Source organism: Oleiphilus sp. HI0125 (assembly GCF_001635355.1).
Genome location: NZ_LWGF01001377.1, coordinates 1 through 20,795, shown reverse-complemented (window position 1 = coordinate 20,795; position 20,795 = coordinate 1). Strand labels below are relative to the sequence as shown.

At 41.9% G+C, this 20,795-nt stretch carries 9 protein-coding genes; 3 read left to right on the top strand and 6 right to left on the bottom strand.

All coding sequences use genetic code 11. The features are described from left to right. Nucleotides 1-34 precede the first annotated feature (34 nt). Nucleotides 35-10,840: a hypothetical protein gene (locus A3762_RS23595; protein ID WP_068757933.1), complete on the top strand. Its 10,806-nt coding sequence runs from the start codon at nt 35-37 to the stop codon at nt 10,838-10,840. A gap of 36 nt (nt 10,841-10,876) precedes the next feature. Here A3762_RS23595 and A3762_RS23590 read toward each other — a convergent pair whose 3' ends face one another. The 4 genes from A3762_RS23590 to dusA all read right to left on the bottom strand — a co-directional run bounded on the left by A3762_RS23590 (nt 10,877) and on the right by dusA (nt 14,056). After that, on the bottom strand, nt 10,877-11,593 hold the full coding sequence (locus A3762_RS23590) for a glycerophosphodiester phosphodiesterase (protein ID WP_068757931.1): 717 nt from the start codon (nt 11,591-11,593) through the stop codon (nt 10,877-10,879). Then, on the bottom strand, nt 11,590-12,033 hold the full coding sequence (locus A3762_RS23585) for a TerB family tellurite resistance protein (RefSeq protein ID WP_068757929.1): 444 nt from the start codon (nt 12,031-12,033) through the stop codon (nt 11,590-11,592). Before A3762_RS23585 ends, A3762_RS23590 begins: the two co-directional genes overlap by 4 nt. Before the next feature lie 7 nt (nt 12,034-12,040). Continuing rightward, a complete protein-coding gene (gene tal / locus A3762_RS23580; RefSeq protein ID WP_068757953.1) occupies nt 12,041-12,985 on the bottom strand; it encodes a transaldolase in 945 nt (314 codons plus the stop codon). Between the two features lie 99 nt (nt 12,986-13,084). Then, complete coding sequence (dusA, locus tag A3762_RS23575; protein ID WP_068757927.1) at nt 13,085-14,056, bottom strand: tRNA dihydrouridine(20/20a) synthase DusA; 972 nt, start codon at nt 14,054-14,056, stop codon at nt 13,085-13,087. Nucleotides 14,057-14,227: 171 nt separating this feature from the next. Between dusA and A3762_RS23570 the strand changes: the two genes are divergently transcribed. Further along, nucleotides 14,228-16,309, top strand: coding sequence for a hypothetical protein (locus tag A3762_RS23570; protein WP_197469540.1), 2,082 nt, complete (start codon nt 14,228-14,230; stop codon nt 16,307-16,309). Nucleotides 16,310-16,325: 16 nt separating this feature from the next. On the opposite strand, the gene fabR is transcribed toward A3762_RS23570, so the two are convergent. Both fabR and A3762_RS23560 read right to left on the bottom strand, forming a co-directional pair. Beyond that, nucleotides 16,326-16,922: an HTH-type transcriptional repressor FabR gene (gene fabR, locus A3762_RS23565; protein WP_068753779.1), complete on the bottom strand. Its 597-nt coding sequence runs from the start codon at nt 16,920-16,922 to the stop codon at nt 16,326-16,328. 18 nt (nt 16,923-16,940) lie between these two features. Then, nucleotides 16,941-17,417, bottom strand: a complete 477-nt coding sequence (locus A3762_RS23560; RefSeq protein WP_068757921.1) for a MaoC/PaaZ C-terminal domain-containing protein — start codon at nt 17,415-17,417, stop codon at nt 16,941-16,943. Nucleotides 17,418-17,527: 110 nt separating this feature from the next. On the opposite strand from A3762_RS23560, the gene hrpA reads away from it, so the two are divergent. Then, the coding region (gene hrpA / locus A3762_RS23555) for an ATP-dependent RNA helicase HrpA (RefSeq protein WP_068757920.1) at nt 17,528-20,795 on the top strand (3,268 nt) is incomplete at its 3' end.

Here is a 20,795-nt window from a genome sequence, read left to right as displayed (position 1 = left end):
TTTTTTCTGTAAGTGAATGGACCATACTTTCCTCATGCTTCTAAGCTTTACCAGCGTTAAAAAAATTAGTCTTATCTCATGTTTATCTTTTGTGCTTGCTGCATGTGGTAGTGGAAGTTCTGACGTTGTTCCACTAAGTGATGAGGTTGAAGCGCCGGCACGTCAAGCAGATCTTAGCCTTAACGTGAATGTTGTAAAAGGTCCTATGGCCGGGGCAAGAGTAAACTTCTACAAGGTTGATTTAGAAGAGGGGGCTTTTGGCGAACTAACAAATGCTTTCGAGTATTTTATTGATCAGTTATACGATTGGGGTGTTCGTTATAACGATGGAAATATTGAGTTTACGACGCTATCTGACGGAGAGGTATATAGTTTACTGCAGCAGCTAGCGGCTCGTGATGCTTTAGTTGGTGAGATACCTCAGTTGGTTTCTAATGTTAATGCGACTAATTCTGTCGTGGATGCAGAAACGATCCTTAATGATTTCATTAGTAACGAGACTAATGCGTATCACAGACAGTACGTTGAAAATATCTTATCGGAATATGCAACTCTGTCAGAGCTTAAAAACCTTGTTGCTGCTGTTCCTACAGTAAATTCTCGCTTACATGACGAATTAGACGAAGATGATGGGGAAATTAGTTTCTCGGAAGTAAAAAGTATCGTCAATGTTTTTGCACCGCGCGAAGAAAATCCCATCAAATCACAAGGTTGGCAGCTTCTTTTAGAAGACATTAATGCGATTGAATTGTCAGTGCTTTCTAAGACTGATGTCGCTAAGCGGATTGATGACCTGCTTGATGAGGCGGAAGAAAATAACTGGTTTCGTACAGATCTCGTAGCGCAGCGTAATTTGGTTCAACTAGAGCTTAAGGTCGATGACTCTGATGATGTTTTTGAGTTAGATCGTATCGTTTTTCAAGCGTATCAAAATGAAGGTAATGAAGATCTTAAAGCAGCATTGCTAACTTTGAGCAATGATGTTGTTACGCCACTTGATGCAGTGGACTTAATTAAGCAAAAAGATGCTTTGTATAATTGGCGCCTTAACGATCTGTTAACGACTCATGCAACTTCAAATGCTGTCGTAATACAATTTATATCAGATTATCAGTCTCGATACCCTTCAGCCATTCAGGAAGCATTTGTTAGTCCTGAGCTAAATCCAGGTAACGGTCGCCCTGTCAACTGGGTTGCAGAGCAGGTTTCTAATTCCCAAGCCCAAGTTCCCGCCGTTGCATTCGAGGATTTTGATGGCTTGATCTATCTTGAAGCAGACTTGTCTGATGCGATTGATCTCACTTCTGGTCAACGATCGATTATACCAACGCTTTCGACAGTTGTTAGTACGGCTGAGATTCGTGGTGCCGGAGATAATTCAAAAGAAGATGTTGCCGCTAAGTATTATTTTGAAGGTGAGTTGTTACGGTTTGACGACGGTACGCTGGTCCCAAGTCTTACGGATGAAAGACTTTCTATAGCTCAACGAGTGCGATTTACTAATGCCGAACTAATCTCCCCAACGAGATCTGTAAGTTTGATTTCTCATATTTCGATCATCTCTTCTTTAACGTCAGTAGAATCTTCATTGTCTTGGTTGAACGATTTAAATTTTGCTGGTGGTTTAAAACCTACAGAGGTTATTTCACAACCTTACAGTATTTATGGAAACATATCTGAAATCTCTGATGTTATTTCAACGAGTTTCGATGGATTCTCGCCGGTAATTGGACAAGGAGTATTATCTAGACCATTAATCTTTACCAGAGAATCATTGCTCGAGCCTATTCTACAAAGTCCGATTGTTACAGCTCGTTATTTAAATGAGTATACAGGGGCATACGCATTTCGCTTATCAAATGACAATTCAATAACTCTTGAAGAGTCTATTAACGGTATAGCTAGTGATATTATTGACAATGAAATTGATGGTTATGCGTATGATAGAGAGTTGTTTAATAAATCTGACTTATCTAAAGCAATTCTCCAAACTGGACCTTCGAACTTTAACATCATACGGTCTGGGGCTCTGGTTTCAGATACTCCTTCGGTAATGCGAAGTGAATTTTCAGATCTGCTTCCTGAAGAGATTATTGACGACTTAGTCGTATCATCATCGCAATTTAACTTTTCAATTCCTGTTTCCGGAATAGATACTGATGGAGACGGAGTTTTAGATAATCAAGATGCTTTTCCATTTGATCCGAACAAATCGGAAATGGATATTCCGGTTGGCTACAAAGGGTTAACTTCTTCTAACTTTGACGAGCTTGTTAGTTTAACGGCACGTTTTTCTGGAGAGGTAGATTTCTCTGTAATTATTGAGGAAACCAATGGTCAATGTACTTCAGATAATTGCCTTGGGATAGGTGACCAGATAACTCCAATTATTGATAACTGGGTTATCTCTGACAAACCCCTTGGTTCAAATGTGACACTCACTGAGCCAAACGATCTGACGCAAGTAGGGCTCAACTTCGTAGCCGACACTCCTGGAAGCTATAGAGTGCTTGGGAGTTTTTCTACTACCGAGTCGCCTGTTCGTAGTTATTCTGTAGAGTTAGCTATTACTGTGCCAGACTTTGAAGAATATGAGTTTTCAGTTAGTCCTATGCCTAGTAGTCTCGGTGAACTACCCGATGTCGCTATCAGGGCAACGGCAGAGTTATGTGCAGCCTACAGTGTTTGCGTTAATCCGAACGGTGGAGAAGATCTTGATATTTCTCTTTTATTGGGTGACTTATATAGTTCTTGGATTGATAGCAGTGGCCAAAGTCTTGAAGAACTTGATATTAGTGCCGTAGAGAGCGCTTCCGCAGACTACGGTTCGACTTATACTCTATCGGTACATTTAATCGATACGGCACGCAAGGTGGATGTTTTTAACTATGATTTCGGTCTTGACTTAGATGACGATGGTGATGGAGTCAGTAATAGATTCGACGCTGTACCAGGAGATGATGCGTGTAGTACTGTAGAAGAAAGCTTCAATCTTACCACTTTGGTTTCATCAAACGTATCGGAGTTTCAAGCCTCTAATGCCCTTCCTATGGGAGAGCTTCGGTATTGTCGATCTTCTTATCTATCCGCTAAAGGAATTACCTCACCTAGTTTTACCTTAGCTGATTCGAGTTCCGAGCTATTCTATGATGGCTCTTTAGGTCTTCTTTTTATCCAAGGTCCAGAGGTTACCAACAGTGTTTTGCAACTGCCTGCGTCTAGAGATAGCAATAACCCATTTGATGACTTTACGCCGGTTAAATTTGTTGAAGATTCGCTAAATCAATTCTTATATGTTGCATATTCTAATGGTCAAGTTGATCGTTATAGTTTTACTGATGGATTGTTTACCCGCTTTGTTGATCCTAAACTGGGATATGAGCTTTCTAGTACATCTATTCCGATAAACGCAGTCGCGGGTTTTTTGTTCTTAGCTCTGGATGCTACCGATCCAAATTATGAAGATGTCGTTCTAGTCTTTGATTCACAAGCTGTGGAAGTCCCATTAAATTTTGGGACTAGTTATTTGAGCTCCGGACAACGCGTCGATCTTTTTCTTGGGGGTAATACTCTCAGATCCGTTTCCGAGTTCAGTGCAGTTTGGAGTGTCTCTCGTCTTGTTGAACAGGGAGCACAAACGCTTGTTAATGAAATCGCTTCTCTCCAGACGACTAGTTTTGAGAGATCACTTCTTAGTGGGCAAATTATTCTAAAGGACTTTGTAGAGGCGGAATTAAAGGGTTTTGATAATTCGAATATTCTCTCAGTTCCAATATCAGTTGAAGCTCCTGTACTTAATATACCTTCTTTGACTCTCAACTCGCCATTCTCTCCGCCAGGCGATTTTATCGGATTCCAGTTCAGTGAATCTTTGAGTGATCTCGATGGTGTGATAGAGATGCAATGGTCTATAAATAACGCCTCTTCGGAATATTTTAGGCCATTTAGTACATCTGCTGCTTCGCCGTATATTTTGGATGCTGGCATAACTGCACTCGGAGATATTGTTAAGGTCGACATCGCGTTTCGTCTAGACGATAGTACCGATGTTACTAAAAGCATAAAATTAGACTTAAAGTCGATTTTGACCTTGGTAGTTAGTGATCCTTCCGTTATACCGATTGCTGTGCAGAATGTATCAGTAATTGGAAGAAGTATATCTGCTGAGCTTGATAAGTCTTTCGTTCCTAATAATCAATTTATAGATTTATTCTTCGAACCTCGATGGTATGCAGGTGGAACTGTTTTACTTAATGAAAATCTAGATCCCGTTAATGGCTACGATATCCAAACAGAGCTCTTATATAATGAGGAGTTAACAGTTGGATATTCTTATCGTATTGGTGAAATAGAAGGTTTAACACCTGCTGTATCTGTAGCTACAGTTCCTTTAAACGCAGCCTCTATTCTTGAGTTTGACAATAGTTTTTATGGGCAGGGCGATATAATTTCGGTTGCTGAAACTGTTGCATCAAGTATTTTTGAAGTTTTGATACCTTTATGGTCTGTCGACGGTCAATTTGTTGCGGATGATGAAAATTTCCAGCCGCAATTAAGTATAGAGTCTTTACCTGTAGGTAGTTCGATCCAGTTTTCTATCCATCAAACAGACCCATCTAAGCCTAATAATGTGGGTGACAAGTTCGTCGATGATTTTGCTTCAGCCGTAATTGGCTACGGTTTTGTACCATCAACTGATCAAGATTTTGACGGGGATGGAGTTAAAAACTCGCAAGACTATTTTATTTATGATCCGGCGTGTAGTGCGAGAGACCAAGGGAATCCCGATGATTTTGATATGGATGGCATTCCTAATCTCGATGAGTTAAGTATTGATCTCGCAAACCCTTCAAATAGCCGAGTTGTCTCTTATATGCGTTCAGCGGACAGTGATGGTGACGGTTTATCAGATTCAGATGAATTGCTTGCCGGCACTGATCCTTTAAACCCCGATACCGATAACGATGGTAATTCTGATTACTATGAGGTGAAACTGCGTGGTTCAGATCCGTTAGATGACTTAGATTTTGTCGATTTAAACCTAGATCTTGATCAAGACGGGTTGTTAGATACTGATGAGTACGATGATGGAACGAACCTTAGACGTGCCGATAGTGATGCAGATGGTTTACCCGATGGGTATGAAGTTAACATTAGTATGACCAATCCGAGAAAAGACGATACTGATGAAGATGGATTGTCTGATGGTGCTGAAGTTCTCGTTACTAATACCGATCCTACGCAGACTGATAGTGACAGTGATGGTTTGGGAGATGGCTTTGAAGTGGCTAATGATTACAATCCTAACGACAGTGATACTTTAAATAATGGTGTTCAAGATGGTATGGAGCTGACCAATGCTCCCATGACTGGCACTGTTATCAAGGTTGGTGGTCTAGCTAATTATCGTTATGCCGAAGAATATAACCCTGTCCCAGCTGGGACTTGCTATGCAAGTTGGCTTTATCAAAAACGGCCGACTGTGAGAGCGGCTTCTACGAACGATCAAGACATAGGTTCCCCGATAAAAGTTGCTTTGGCCGGAGGAGATCTTGAACAGTTATATCTCATGGATGGCACGACTGGTCGTTATCTTACACCGATTACCGCTAATCAATTAGTTGACTCAGTTAGTGCGTTGACGTTTGCCTCAGATGCTTCATCTAGCGATACCTTATTTGTAGGTTATTCAAATGGGGTCGTTCGTCAATTTGATACAAGTGCTGATCCTGCGGTATTCGCGCAATTCTTTGACACTACAACCTCAGATCCAGTTGGTGCGATTTGGGATCAAGGTACTTATTTGATCGTCGAAACGACGAACTCAATGGGTATCTTGTCTCAAACGATTTTTAACAAAGGGTCTCGTGCTATTGAATCGTTTGAGGCTACTCAAGTAAGTGTCAAACATGCTGTGTGGGACGATAAAAATACGCGTCAAGCTTTGTGGGCACTAGATGACATAAACGATACTTTCGTGCGCTTTGACTATAGCGGGCTGCCAACAGTAATTGAGTCGCCTAATTTGAATAGTTCAGACTTGGTATTGAATGGTTCGTTGTACATAGATAATGCCTTATCGACCAGACGTTTGCGTTTTGCATCTGGTCATAGTTATTTGCCTGACGCAATAACCCCTGATTTCGAATCAGCGAATGCTGATTTAGATAGAGCGTTCGTGTTAGCAGTTCAAAGAGATACTTCAGATAGACACACTACAACACTCGGGATTGATGGAAAATTAACGATTCAGTTATATCCGAATGCAGCAAATGATAGCGAGTATTGGAGATATGCAAGATCTGGTTATGGTACTCAGGCTTTGGCATTGTTTAATGCTCAGGAAGATATTGTGTTGCTTCGTCAGGTTGAAAATAGCGCATCCCCTTCTTTAGGTTATTTGCAGTACCTGCGTGAAGAAGTTGGTGATTCTGATAGTGATGGCTTGCCAGGTTGGTACGAACATTACTCAAATTCTGACGACAATCTAAGTTCTGATAAAGATCAGTTATTAGGTGGAGTATCGCGACTAGATCGTTTTAATAATTTTGATGATATTTCTGATTTCCTCGTAGATTCCGACGGTGATGGCTTGAGCAATGGTGAAGAGTCGGGCGGTGATGAGTATAAGAACGACAGTGATAATGACGGACTGAATGACAGTGTCGGCGCTGGAATTATTGGCTCTAATGATGATGACAATGATGGCTTAACGAATTTCGAAGAAATTAATATATATGGCACGGACCATAACTTAGCTGATACAGATAGCGATGGCGTCAGTGATTATTTTGAAATTTTTGTGTTATTCACTGATCCCACAAACCCTACGTCTCAAGACTTCGATTTGGATGGAGTGTTAGATAACGATGGTGCGAGTGATTATGATCGAGATGGTCGCACTAACGCTGAAGAAGAAACTGACAAAACTGATCCATATAACCCAGATACCGATAGCGATGGTTTGGCTGATGGAGAGGAGTTTGCATTAGGCACTAATCCTTTATCAGCAGACTCGGATGGTGATGGTCTGCGTGACTTCGTCGAATCTAAGGTGGCGGGCCTTAATCCTAATGATGGTAGCGATGTAAACAATACAGATACTGATTCTGACGGTTTGAAAGATTGGGAGGAAGCAATATATGGCACAGATCCTAGCGATCCCGATAGCGATAATGATGGGATTAACGATGGAGACGAGGTACGTCCAGCTAGAGTCGTTGGACAAACATACTACACCACAGACCCTCTATTGGATGACACAGATGGTGACGGACTAACTGACAAAGAAGAGCGAGACGGAATTACGCATACCCCACAACAGCAAGTTGAATGTAATGGCAATACCACTCATCTAACCTCAATTAAAACGCGTGGCGATTTGGCTGATACCGATGGCGATGGCCTGAGCGATTATTTTGAGTTTGGTCTCGACGCGCAAGCGGTTGCACGCGGTTTCTTTTCCGATCCGACTAAAGCTGACTCCGATGGTGATGGATTAATAGATCTTGAGGAATGGGAATTTGAGTTTACATACTCTAATGATGATTTGTTGGAATTAGGTTTTGACGTTACTAATCCTCCAAATGGCTACGTAAGCGCTCTCAAGTGCGACTCAGATAATGATGGCTTGTCAGATTTTGATGAAGATGCGTTAAATATTAATCCTGGCTTTGCTGATACAGATAATGATCTTTTACTTGACGGAGACGAAGTACGGCTGAACCTAAATCCAAACAATATAGATAGTGACTTAGATGGTCTCAGAGACGGATATGAAGTCTATTTGACATTAACAGATCCTAATTCGAAAGATACGAATTTAGACAACACCGCCGATGGTGAAGAAGATATAGACCTGGATGGTATCGCTAATGTTGATGAATTAGAGCTCGTATTTACCTTGCCGAGAGATGCAGACACTGGGTCCTTAATAAATGACAAAGGCAAGCTAACTAGTACCTTTTTAACTTCTGATGGCCCAATAACTAGAGTTTGGATACAGGATTTGTCTACCATTGTTCCTAACGGCAGTGTCGATGGGTCAGGAAATATATTGAACGAAGATAGTTCGATCGCCTTCCCTGATCAATATGAGTTCTTAACAACCTTAAATGGTTTGAGTGACGCCAACGAGGATGCTGATCTTGATGGTTTAACCAATATTGAAGAATTAGTGTTGGGTACAAATCCTTGGATGCAAGACACTGATAATGACGGCTTGACTGATTTTGAAGAGGTAAGAGGCGATCCTAATAATGTCTCTTGCTTTCAAGATGGTGGAGCTAGTTTAGTGCCTTGTACCAGTGATCCCTTGGAAGAAGATACTGATGGTGACGGATTAAAGGATGGGGAGGAAAGTGATGGCGATGCAAATGGAAACAAAACTAACCCTAACATTAGAGATACTGACGGTGATGGCTTAGATGATGGTCTAGAGGTCTCTGCGGGCACTAATCCAACGGTCATGGATACAGATGGAGATTTTCTGATCGACGGTGTTGATGATAATCCTCTGAGTGTCGACGGAGATAACGATGGGATACCAGATTTTGTTGAACTTATAACAGGCATTGATCCAATAAGTATAGATTCTGATGGGGATACTATAAATGATGGCCAAGAAGTTTGGGTTTTTGGTTATAAATCAGATGATTCATTATTTTATTTCGGTGAAGATTTGAATAATGACAACATTCCAGACGAGGTATTAAACAGTAAGGCCTTGTCTCCTGGTTGGGTTCCGTCACCACGAGTTGACTTTCATAATCCGCCATTTAGAGAGGTAGTCACGGATTTCGGTGGTTTATCAGTTCCGGGCCTAGATAGACTATACGTTTGGTACATATCAGACCCGCGGTCAGAGGATGGTGATGGTGATGGTATTTTCGATCTTGAAGAGCTGCTGACCATCGAAAATAAGGTTTCACCTATTGACTTTGAAGCTCCTGTTGATTTGTCAGAGACAGATATGTCGCTTCCTCAATCGTTTGAAAAAATGAGAACGGAAAGTCGTTTTATACATAGCAATCCATTAAGTATGGATTCAGATAATGATGGAATTCCCGATGCGAATGAAGATTACGACAATGATTATGCAAGCAATTTGTTAGAGGCTGAACTTTCTGACTCTAATTCAATTAAATCTGATTCGGATGGAGATGGTCTGGAAGACGGTATAGAACTAAATATACTTTCAACGCTGGTTCAAGAAAAAGATACTGATAGTGACGGCGTAACAGATGATGCGGAGCTTGCAGTATCTTTTGTCACGCCAGATGCGGCGACAGAATTTACGAATCCGCGATTAGAAACTGGGCCAGGAAAGTGTTCTTCGACTGAAATAGAGCACAGTGTAAATGGCGCAACCTATTGTTTTACTGTGAGCTATATATCGTTGCCGACTATCGCTGATAGCGATAACGATGGTGTTAATGATGATATTGATTCATATCCATTAGATAGTGCATGTTCGAGCTTGACGAATGGTTTTCAAAGAGCGGATCGTATGCGCTGCTACGCTAGCTGGATGGCTGAGCAAACTGAAGTAGGCAAAGTAGCATTTATTGATAATGCCACTTATGAGCAGTTTGCGTTTTACGCATCGAATTGGGATTCTTTGATCCATTATGATTATGCAACGGGCAATTATATTAATCATATTGATGTGTCTTCTTCATCTGTAGATTTTGCCACATATGAATCTGCGCAAGACAAGTTAATTCTCGTCGGTACAAACGGATCACTGCGCTCAGTTGATCTCGGGTCACCTTCAACCGTCAATACTTTGCCTTCGCTAAGTGTTGCGAATGGTTCAATCTTTGGTTTGTTGTCTGTTGATGACCATTTTGTTGTGCAAGAAAGTGATGGGCCCGGCTCTAAACTTGCGATGTACGATTTAGCTGGTGGCATTGTAGGGCGAGTCGATTTGGATAATGCTCAATTGCGCAATGCAGTCTGGGTAGCTGGGCAAGGGATTTATATACCGATTGGTTCGGATACTATCGAAGATGTGGCCTTAGTCTCTGTAGATACATCTGGCTCTCCGTCGATTGGTAATACAGTTTTACTTGCTAATGCTGGCTGGGTTGGTTTACCAGAAAGTAAATTGAGTGTTGGCTTGGTATCTAAAACAGGGGAGGCCGCTGCCTCTCGCGTAATCATACCGAGCGGTTTTGCTCTGAGCCAAGATCTATCTGAAATATTACCTTTAAATCAAACCGTATTGAGTCGGCATTTCAGGTCATCGATGTATGAAATGCTTGTTCAGCAATCAGCTATTGATAGTCTTAATGAAGAAATATACACGGTTTCTTCTTTCTTAGATAATTCAGGGCTAGATGTCGCACCGAGTAATTTTGTGCTAAATAGTTTGCAGATTCATGTTAACTCTCTGGCTGCTTCTGGGCCTGATCCTGATCCTAATCCTAAACCTAAGGTAGAGAATGCATTTAATTTCGCTGCGACACGTCAAGATGAGGGTATATGGGGGCTAGCTCCGATTGGTTCAGAGGTCGTTCAAGTTAAAGAGTCAAATGGTTTAGTGATCGTTCAAGGCGTCGGGTTGTTTGATGGTAACCCGATGCTTACAGATGACGGGGATGGAATTCCTTGCTTCTATGAACGTCGTTACGACTTAATCGACGATATTCATTGTGGTGTTCCAACATCAAATCCAGGGACTGGGCGTTTCGGTGATGCTGATAACGACAGATTAGTGAACTTGGAGGAATACGAGAATCTTACAGATCCTAGAAGTTCGGATACGGATGCAGATGGTTGGAATGATTTGGATGAGTTGCTCGAGAAAACTGATCCTCTAGATCCGACTGATTTTTAAATCATACAAGATCGCTAACACATAGCCTGTAGGTATTTATGGGTTAGCGATCGCCTTTGAAGGGATGTCAGTAATGACACTGTTAACGCCCATTAGGCGCAGTTGATCGATACGATGTAAGTCATTTACCGTCCATATGGAGATCTCTTTTCCTGCTGTTAGAATGTCATTGGCAACGGTTTTATTACAGAACTTATCGTTAAGAGCAATGAGCTCGAGATCTAAATTGGTGGCAGTTTGCAGGGCTGTTTTCCCATCAAAATCGGCAACTAAACCGCGCCGAATTTTTCTATCGATCCGATGTATTTTATTTAGAAAATACGGGCTAGATGATGTAACACTTACTCGCCCTAATTTAAGACTATTTGTTCTGAGGTATCGTGCAAGCTTGTAGGCGAGGGTATCCATTCTTTGTCTACTCGTAGGTTTTACTTCGAATTGCCAGTCCCAAGTTTCAGGCACGGCATCGACAACTTGCTTTAAGGTTGGAATGAAGCAGGATGTTGAGCGTAAATGACCTGCTGTAGCGTTTAGTGTCTGAAGTTTCAATGATGTACTGTGGTGTATATTTCCTCGATATCCCGTCGTTCTGTTCGTCGTAATGTCATGAAATACCATCAGTTCATGGTCAGAAGATAGCCTGACGTCGAGCTCAAAAGCGAAGCATCCATTTTGTTGGGCGTGAACAAAGCTAGGCACTGTATTTTCAGGAAGTTCTGCGCGTGCGCCCCGATGTCCAATGATATACGTCATGGTTTTGCTACATGCTTTGCTTCTGTGAACCTAGCGTGATCAAGATAAATGAGTTCGGCCACTCGGCGAATAATGTGCTCTTCGTATTTGTCTATTGATCCATCAGCATACGCTATTTTCCATAAGCCAACGATGAGAGCGAATTTGTCTTTCTCTTGCAGATGCTCGTGAATGGTTGAGGTGAATTGGTGCAAAGAAGTTGAGTCATGCGCTGATTGCTCAGCATCTTTGATGATGTCTGAAATTGTTGAATCGTCTAGGCTAAAAAGTTCTTTGCCAAGCTCTTTGATTGTTAGTCGTTCATTTTCATCAAAGTCATTGTCGATATTAGCGATGATGCACATTAGGCTAAAACAGCATAGCTCTATGGAACTTTGCTTAACTTCAGGATTCGTTTGTGTAGCGAGTTCAGTAAAAAAAGCTTTTAGCTTTGATATCATCTAGTGCTCACCCTTTGAGTATTTGTTCGAGCTTCAGCTGATCAACAGCGAAATTTCTAATGCCCTCGGCAAGCTTTTCTGTTGCCATAGCGCTGGCGTTCAACCCCCAGCGGAATTGTGATTCTGAATAAGGAGTCGTGGTCGTTTCTGTTGATTTAGTAAACAACTTTTGTTCCAGTGGGGCTGTGTCGTTTGATAACTCTTCTAATAATTGCGGGCTAATAGTAAGCCTATCGCAGCCCGCAAGTTGCTCAATTTCCCCAGTATTTCTAAAGCTGGCACCCATGACAATAGTATCGTACCCGTTGCTTTTGTAGTGATTGAATATTTCTTTTACTGATAAAACGCCTGGATCTTCGCAAGGCTCGTATGTCTGTTTATCTGTGTTCGATTTGTACCAATCTAGTATTCGACCAACAAAAGGAGAGATTAAATATGCACCAACGTCCGCTGCAGCTTGCGCTTGAGAGAAATCAAATAAAAGCGTTAAATTGCAGTTAATTCCTTGTTTCTCAAGAGCTTTTGCCGCTTGAATACCCTCCCAAGTTGAAGCTAATTTAATGAGAACTCGTTCCTTTGGGATGCCGGAATCTTCATACATTCCAATAATTCTTAGTGCACGAGCAACTGAGCTTTCGGTATCGAAAGACAGTCGAGCGTCTACTTCAGTACTAATTCTTCCTGGGATATGCCCTAATATTTCTTTACCAATAGAAACCGCCAGATGATCACAAGCTAAATCTAGTTGGTCTTGACTTGACGCCCCATTTTCAAGGCCGTGACTCTTGGCATTATTCAATAGCTCAGCGTATTCAGTAAGTGAAGCTGCCTTAAGCAATAGCGAAGGGTTGGTTGTTGCATCTTGAGGCTTCCATTGTTTAATTGCTTGTAAATCACCTGTGTCGGCCACAACAACAGTCATCTTTCTTAATTGGTCTAACTTGTTCGACATAATGAAACTCAATGAGTAATGGGATATAGGTAAACGTAAACTAATGCTCTAGATAAAAAACCGATTTGCTTCACACTAAGAGTCATTGAATGCAAATTATTATTTAACGTAAGACAATGCTTTTTCTAGGACTTCAATGCCTGCACCTAGCTTGTGCGCCTCCTCGCTTATATGCCTTCGAAATTGTTTGCCACCCGGTTGTGCGTGGTATAGGCCTAAAATATGGCGCGTAATGTAGCTAAGTTTCTGACCATGTCCTAGCTGTTGCTCAATGTAGGGGTACATCTGCTCAATAACTTCATGTCTTTTTAAAACCTTGGATGGAGTGTTGTATAATCGTTGATCCACTTCCGAAAGTAACCACGGGTTATGGTAAGCCTCTCGACCAAGCATGACGCCATCTACATTTTTAAGATGATTTTCTGCTTCATCAAGGTTTTTAATTCCTCCGTTTATAATGATTTCTAGGTCTGGAAAATGTTGTTTTAAACGATATACCCAATCATATTTGAGGGGAGGGATCTCTCTATTTTCTTTCGGGCTTAGACCATCCAAAATTGCAATTCTGGCGTGAACGATAAATGTAGAGCATCCGGTTTCTGCGACAGTGCCGACAAAATCACTCAAAAACTCTTCGCTATCGAAGTCGTCTATACCAATACGGTGTTTGATTGTTACAGGAATGTCGCATGACTCACGCATTGCGGATATACAACTGGCAACGAGGTCTTTATGCCCCATTAAACAAGCGCCAATCATATTATTTTGCACTCGATCACTTGGACAGCCTACGTTAAGGTTGACTTCGTCATAAGCACGCGTTTTAGCTATTTTGGTACATTTGGCTAGGTCTTTAGGGTCGCTGCCTCCAAGCTGAAGAGCAATAGGGTGCTCTTCTTCGTTGTATCCAAGGTGCCGATCTTCATCTCCATATATAATGGCACCAGTCGTGACCATTTCTGTGTACAGCAACGCGCGCTTCGTTAATAAACGAGCAAAGTAACGCTGATGTTTATCCGTCCAGTCCATCATGGGAGCAATCGAAAAGGTGCGATCAAGTTGCTTGGTCATAGTCCACTTAAATGAATTGTTGATGTATTGAATAATCTTTTTCGGTAGACCGCATATTGTACATGATCTAGAAATATAAAGACTTGTCTTAAAAACTGTGTACGGACTCTCTAACAATAATTGAAACATCGATATAATCTTGGGTTCAGAAAATTATAGTTGGAAATTGTTTTGTCTCTTCGTGCACTCGTTTCTTCATTAGCTTGTATTGTTTTTATCTCTGCGTGCTCTCGTACCTATGACGTTGATGCAAATCCGGTTTTAGTTTCTCCTGATGAACCGGATTGTTCGATTGCTCCATTAGCAAGCCCCGTTGTCAACGAGATTAAGTTAGTGTCTAAGGGAGTAGATTTATTAGAAGCTCAGGTGCTATACGAAGCGCAAAGTTTGGTTGCATCAAGTCTTACAGAAACCTTATTTTTAGAGCCTGCTAGCGACCAATTATATATATATTTAGATTTTCTTAGTCCAGGTGAAGGGGTTGCTTTATTTGATGGAACAGCCGCAGATATTTCGAATTTAACAGCGCTTATTAGTGACAGTAGTGAGCAGTTAGACCCAGTTACATTGGAAAATAAAATTGAGGCTCCTTATGGCGTGCTGTCTGCGACCTCTCAACTTGATGTTAGATTTGATTTAGCTTACCGATTTGAAGAAACTCGATCGAAATGTGAGCCTTTTGGGACGATTGAAGTAGAGGAAATAACAGACCCAGATGGAAATATTGAAGAAGTTAGTCGAGTAGTAAGAACTCAATTTGAGACTTTCGATATAACCCTTGTTATTGAAAGAAGTCCTTATAAAAATTCGATTGAGATTTCTCAATTCAATTCCAATTCTGATATCGAAGATAAAAAAGCAAGCTCGGTGTCGGGCAATGGATTATATCTAGCGGTTGGAGTACCCGGGGATGATGGAGGCGATACTAGTTTCGTTCCTGCATCTGACACGGTATCTAATACAACTACTTTAAATAGCGGTGCTGTTCAGCTCTATCAGCGTGATTTAGAGAATGGTTCACTAGAGTTTTGTGGTTTGGTCAAAGCAAGTAATGGGCGAGAAAATGATGCATTTGGCTCGAATGTCCTTCTGCGAGGTGATTACTTGTATGTTTATGCTTCTGGAGAAGATTCTGACGGGGTTGGGGCATATTCTTCAGCGGCTGCAAGTTTGACCTTAAATTATTCTCAGATAGATAGCGGAGCAGTCTATGTCTATGAAATTTCGGATTCATGTGTTGCGCAAGAGGTTGGTTATATAAAAAGCCCAGATAATGCCTTGAATGTTGTTGATCCTAAAACCGGATTTGGATCAGCTTTGGCAGAATACAATGGTGAGTTGTTCGTGGGGGCGCCACAGCAGCGCGAAAGAGCAGGTAGTGCTCGACAACTTGGTAAGGTTTATCAGTTTTTTAGAGAATCAGGAAATACGTGGCTTACGCAAACCAATACTTACCAGCATATATTCGAGCATCCCGGACAAGCTTTCGGTGCTTCTTTGGCAGTCAATGATCGCTTTGTATTAGTGGGAGTACCGAACGACTCCGCTTCATCGAGCGATCTGGCATTGTCTAACGGAAGAGCTAGCGATTTGCAGGATCTTATTGATAACCCGGTTGCCGCGACCCTTGTTAACTCTGGAGCTGCGCTAGTATTTAATCGGGCTCCAGTCAATAATTTACCTGTTGTTAAAGACTACCTAAAGTCTAGTTTCAATGATCAGGGTGATCGATTCGGTTCAAGTGTTGCTTTGACGGATACTACTTTATTTGTGGGAGCTCCGTTTGAAGATAGCAACTCCTCGGTTATTAATACCGGAGAAAATCAGAATAATGCGCCGGTTGGCGGAGGACCATTAGACGGTAATTATGGTGCGGTTTATCAGTATATGCTTGATGAATTTGATGCTCTATCGATTAGCAATTACATCAAGGCTAAGCAACCCGTATCGGGGGCTAATTTCGGTGAGGTGATTGCTGCGGAAAATCGTTACTTGGTGATTGGTCAGCCGAGTGCCAGTTTCGAACTCAATAGCTCAACAATTCCTGCTCATGTAGAAATATATGATCATCAAAGTATTAGTGAAGCGCCGGTATACCTGAGTGTATATGATGACGAACAAGCTTTAGGTGGTTCAGTATTGAATGCTCGAGTTAAGTCTCTTTCATTGTTCGCGGGTATGTTAGCAATAGGTTTGCCGGAGGCAACGATTGATGGAGACACAAATGCTGGTGCGTTTGCTATTTGGGATTAGCCTGAGTTATTGAAGGCTATATCTCTGTTTTCAACGCACCAAGCATGACGAGTTTGAGTTGGCTTATAGTGTTGTCTCTCAGAGCTCGTTTTTTAGCTTTATCTAAAAATGTAAACTTTGCTCCCATTGCAATAATGATCGCGATCATTGCTTCAGCTACATTTTGCGTGTCTATATTTCGTGTAGCGCGAGACTGAAGATAATCACATAGCTCATTGATGAAATTATCTACTTCCAGACGAACAGCGCGCCTGAATTCATCGGAATAGCCCACTTGTTCTTGTAATAGAATACGAAAATGCACGGGATATTGTTCGAGAAACTCAATAAATGTATCGGTGGAAATATCAATTGCGCTGTCCGTATCATCGATACGTTGTCTTGTTTTTCTGAGCATCTGTCTCAGAAATAGACCAGCTTCCTCGACAAGAGCTAAACCAAGCTCTTCCATATCTGCGAAGTGTCTATAAAAGGAAGGAGCAGCGATACCTGCTTCGCGAGTAACTTCTCTTAGGCCAATGCTATCAAGGCTTCTTTGATCAGATAGAATTTTAAGCGCGGCATCTAAAATGGCTCTGCGTGTTCTAAGTTTTTGTTCTGCACGCGTCGTCATTAATAGTTACCTTCAGATTTATGTTGTTTCGATTTCGATTCTTGGCAGGTTTGGTTCTTGAAGCGAAACTTTGTCAGTCGGGGCTGCAATCAAAGAAGTGCCAGTAATAATCTCAATATTATCCTGATTTCTAACCGAGCAGTCCATCTCAACACGGTTGTGTGCTAGCTTCTCTTTAACAGTTAGCGTCACTGTTAGTGTGTCTCCGAGTCTAACAGCTTCATTGAACTTTAAATTTTGCTCCAGATGTACTGTCCCGGGACCTGGAATAACAGTAGATAAAGCCGCAGAAATAAGAGAGCCTGCCCACATTCCATGGCCTATACGCTCTTTGTAAGTGGTTTTTTTTGCGTATTCCGCATCCAAAGTAACGGGGTTTACATCGCCAGAAGCAGCAGCAAATAAAACTAGCTCATCTTCCGTTAATGTTTTTGTGAATGTGGCATAATCCCCGACGTGTAGTTCATCGTAAGTAATGTTTTCGATAACCCGCATAATTGGCTTCCGCTATAAAAAAGTCTATTAAAGTTAGAATAGGCCACAATCAAAGCGAATCAAACGTCATCGTGTAAGCGTCTGTATCTAAAGAAATTAAAGAGAACCTAGTGTCTGTTTCCGATCAAAACAATATTCAACAATATGATTTGTCTAAATGTTTATTGCGCGATGCGTATGCGATAAAGCGTAAACTGTCCCATGCGGCAAAACTTAATGACAGTGATCGCCAAAAGCAGCTTCAAAGCTTGGACGAAAAGTATCAGAAATCATGTGATTTAGTTGAGTCGAGAAAGCAGACACCTGTCACTATTACATATCCCAAAAATTTGCCCGTCTCACAACAGGTTGACGAGATTAAGGATGCTCTTCAAATCGCTCAGGTGGTCGTTGTCGCTGGTGAAACAGGTTCCGGTAAAACGACTCAGCTTCCGAAAATTTGTTTGGAGTTAGGCTTAGCTAATCGTGGATTAATTGGACATACCCAACCGCGTCGTTTGGCCGCCAGAACCGTTGCTAATCGAATTAGTGATGAGCTCTATACAGAATTGGGTCACGCGGTTGGCTATCAGGTTAGATTTACTGATCAGTCCTCGGACCAGACCTTAGTCAAGGTCATGACGGATGGTATTTTGCTTGCCGAAATTAAAAATGACCCGTTTTTAAACAAGTATCAAACGCTCATTATTGATGAAGCGCACGAACGTAGTCTGAATATCGATTTTATTTTGGGCTATTTAAAGACCATTTTGCGAAAGCGAAAAGACTTGAAGGTAGTGATTACCTCCGCGACGATTGATGTAGAGCGTTTCTCTCGCCATTTTGAAGATGCTCCTGTTATCTCAGTGGAGGGACGAACCTTTCCTGTAGATGTGAAATATCTCGATGGTGGGCGCGATAATGAAATGTCTTTACCTGAAATGGTTCAGCGCGCTGTAGAAACCTTGCAAGACGATGAAAAGGAGCGGGGGTGGCGCATTGGTGATGCACTTGTTTTCCTTCCTGGAGAACGCGAGATTCGGGAAGTAGCAAAACATCTGCGAGATATGGATTGGCGTGATACGGAAGTAACGCCGCTATACGCTCGCCTAAGTAACGAAGAGCAACAGAAGATATTTCGAAGCCACTCTGGTCGTCGTATTGTGCTTGCGACGAATGTTGCGGAAACATCGATTACCGTGCCAGGTATTCGCTACGTGATTGATAGCGGTTTAGCGCGAATGTCCCGCTATAGCGTTCGTTCAAAAATTCAAAGACTTCCAATTGAAGGAATTTCTCAGGCAAGCGCGAATCAACGTAAGGGGCGTTGTGGGCGTGTTGCAGAAGGCATATGTTATCGGCTGTATAGTGAAGACGACTTTAATTCCCGCCCCGAGTTTACTGATCCAGAGATTCTAAGAACAAACCTTGCTTCAGTTGTCTTGAAGATGTTGGATGTAGGTTTGGGTGACGTAAAGAAATTTCCGTTTTTGGACATGCCAGAATCGAAGCTTTGGAATGATGGTTTCAAGCTTTTATTTGAACTTGGTGCAGTCAACAAAACTAATAGAATTACTCGTTTAGGTAGAGAAATCGCAAAACTGCCAATCGACCCCAAACTCGCGCGCGTTTTGTATCAAGCAAAACAACAAAACTGTCTTGATGACGCCCTGATTGTTGTGAGTGGCTTGGCTATACAAGATCCTCGCGAACGCCCAGTTGAAAAACGTCAAGCTGCGGATCAAGCCCATGCTCAGTTTCGAGATAAGGACTCGGATTTTGCATCACTAGTACTCTTGTTTAAACATTACGAAGAGCAACGACAAGAACTTGGTTCGAGTGCACTAAAGCGCTATGCGCAAAAGAACTTTTTATCGTTTATGCGCATGCGAGAATGGCGTGAGATGCATCGTCAACTAGTCATTGCTTGTAAAGCTTGGCGTACACAAACACCTGATGTTGAAGCATCAGACTCACCCGCGACAGACGATCAAAAATCCTTGAAGTATCAAGCGCTGCATGAATCGTTGCTTTCGGGATTTTTATCAAACATCGCGCGTCATGATGAAAAGCGTGATTATCTTGCCTGTCGTAACAAGAAGATTCAGATATATCCTGGGTCTGGTATCGCGAAATCCAAAGTCAAATGGTTAATGTCTGCGGAACTCGTTGAAACACAACAAGTATTTGCGCGTATGAATGCGCGCATTGAAGCAGGTTGGGTTGAACCTCTTGCTTCGCACTTGATTAAGAAGTCTTGGAGCGAGCCGCATTATCAGCGCAAGCGCGGGCAAGTATTAGCGTATGAAAAAGTCACGTTATATGGACTTGAAATCGTTGCAAAACGGCTCGTTAATTTCAGCTCTGTGAATGAAGTTGTTGCGCGAGAAGTATTTATTCGTAGCGCATTAGTGGAGGGTGAATATCGTGGGCGTGTAAAGGCGATCAAACTCAATCACGCTGCCTTGCAAGAGCTAGAAAAAATAGAAGATCGTACGCGAAGAAAGGACGTTGTCATTGATGATGAGGCGCTATATAGCTTGTACGATGGCCTACTGCCAAAACATGTTGTGAGCGATGCTGCGCTCGAAAAATGGTATCGCCAAGCAAGCGAGAATGACAAGCTCCGTCTTGTCTTTAGTGAAGAGCAACTTAAACTAGATAATGCCGCGAGCTTTGATGCTGGGATGTTTCCAGACACCCTAGAAAACAATGGTATCAAGTTTCCTTTAACATACTCCTTTAAACCAGGAGCTGCGGAGGATGGGATCAGTATTAACGTTCCAGCGCGCGCAGCAAGGCAGGTTACGGCCGCGCGCCTTGAGAAGTTAGTCCCTGGTTTACTTAAAGAAAAATGCACGCAGTTGATCAAGAATTTACCTCGAACACTGCGTAAACACTTTGTACCTGTTCCGGATACAGTTAATAAAATCTTTGAAAAAGTCGAATCCAGTACTGATCCCTTATTAGAAAGCTTGGCTGCGCAGCTCAAGTATCTAACAGGCGTTAATGTGCCTATTGAAGCGTGGAATGTTGATTTGCTCGATGATCATTTACGTTTGAATATCCGAGTGCTTGATGACAATGGAAAGTTAATTACTCAAGGAAGGGATCTCGTTAAAGTTGTAGAGAAAGCTGATGAGTACCTAAAGGATAAGCCAGATGCAGACGCTCAGGATTCAGTGCGCAATGAACAAGAGGTATTAGCGTGGGATTTCGATCTGCCAGAGTCTATTGAAGTTTCCCAAGCTGGTATCAGACTGAATGTATATCCTTGCTTGATCGATAAGAAAAAATACGTTCTTAAGACTAACGAGAATGATGAGCATAAAGCGCAAGAACAAAGTCGTTTGGGAATGGCGCGCCTTCTGTTTTACAAGTTAAGTGATCAAATCGCTT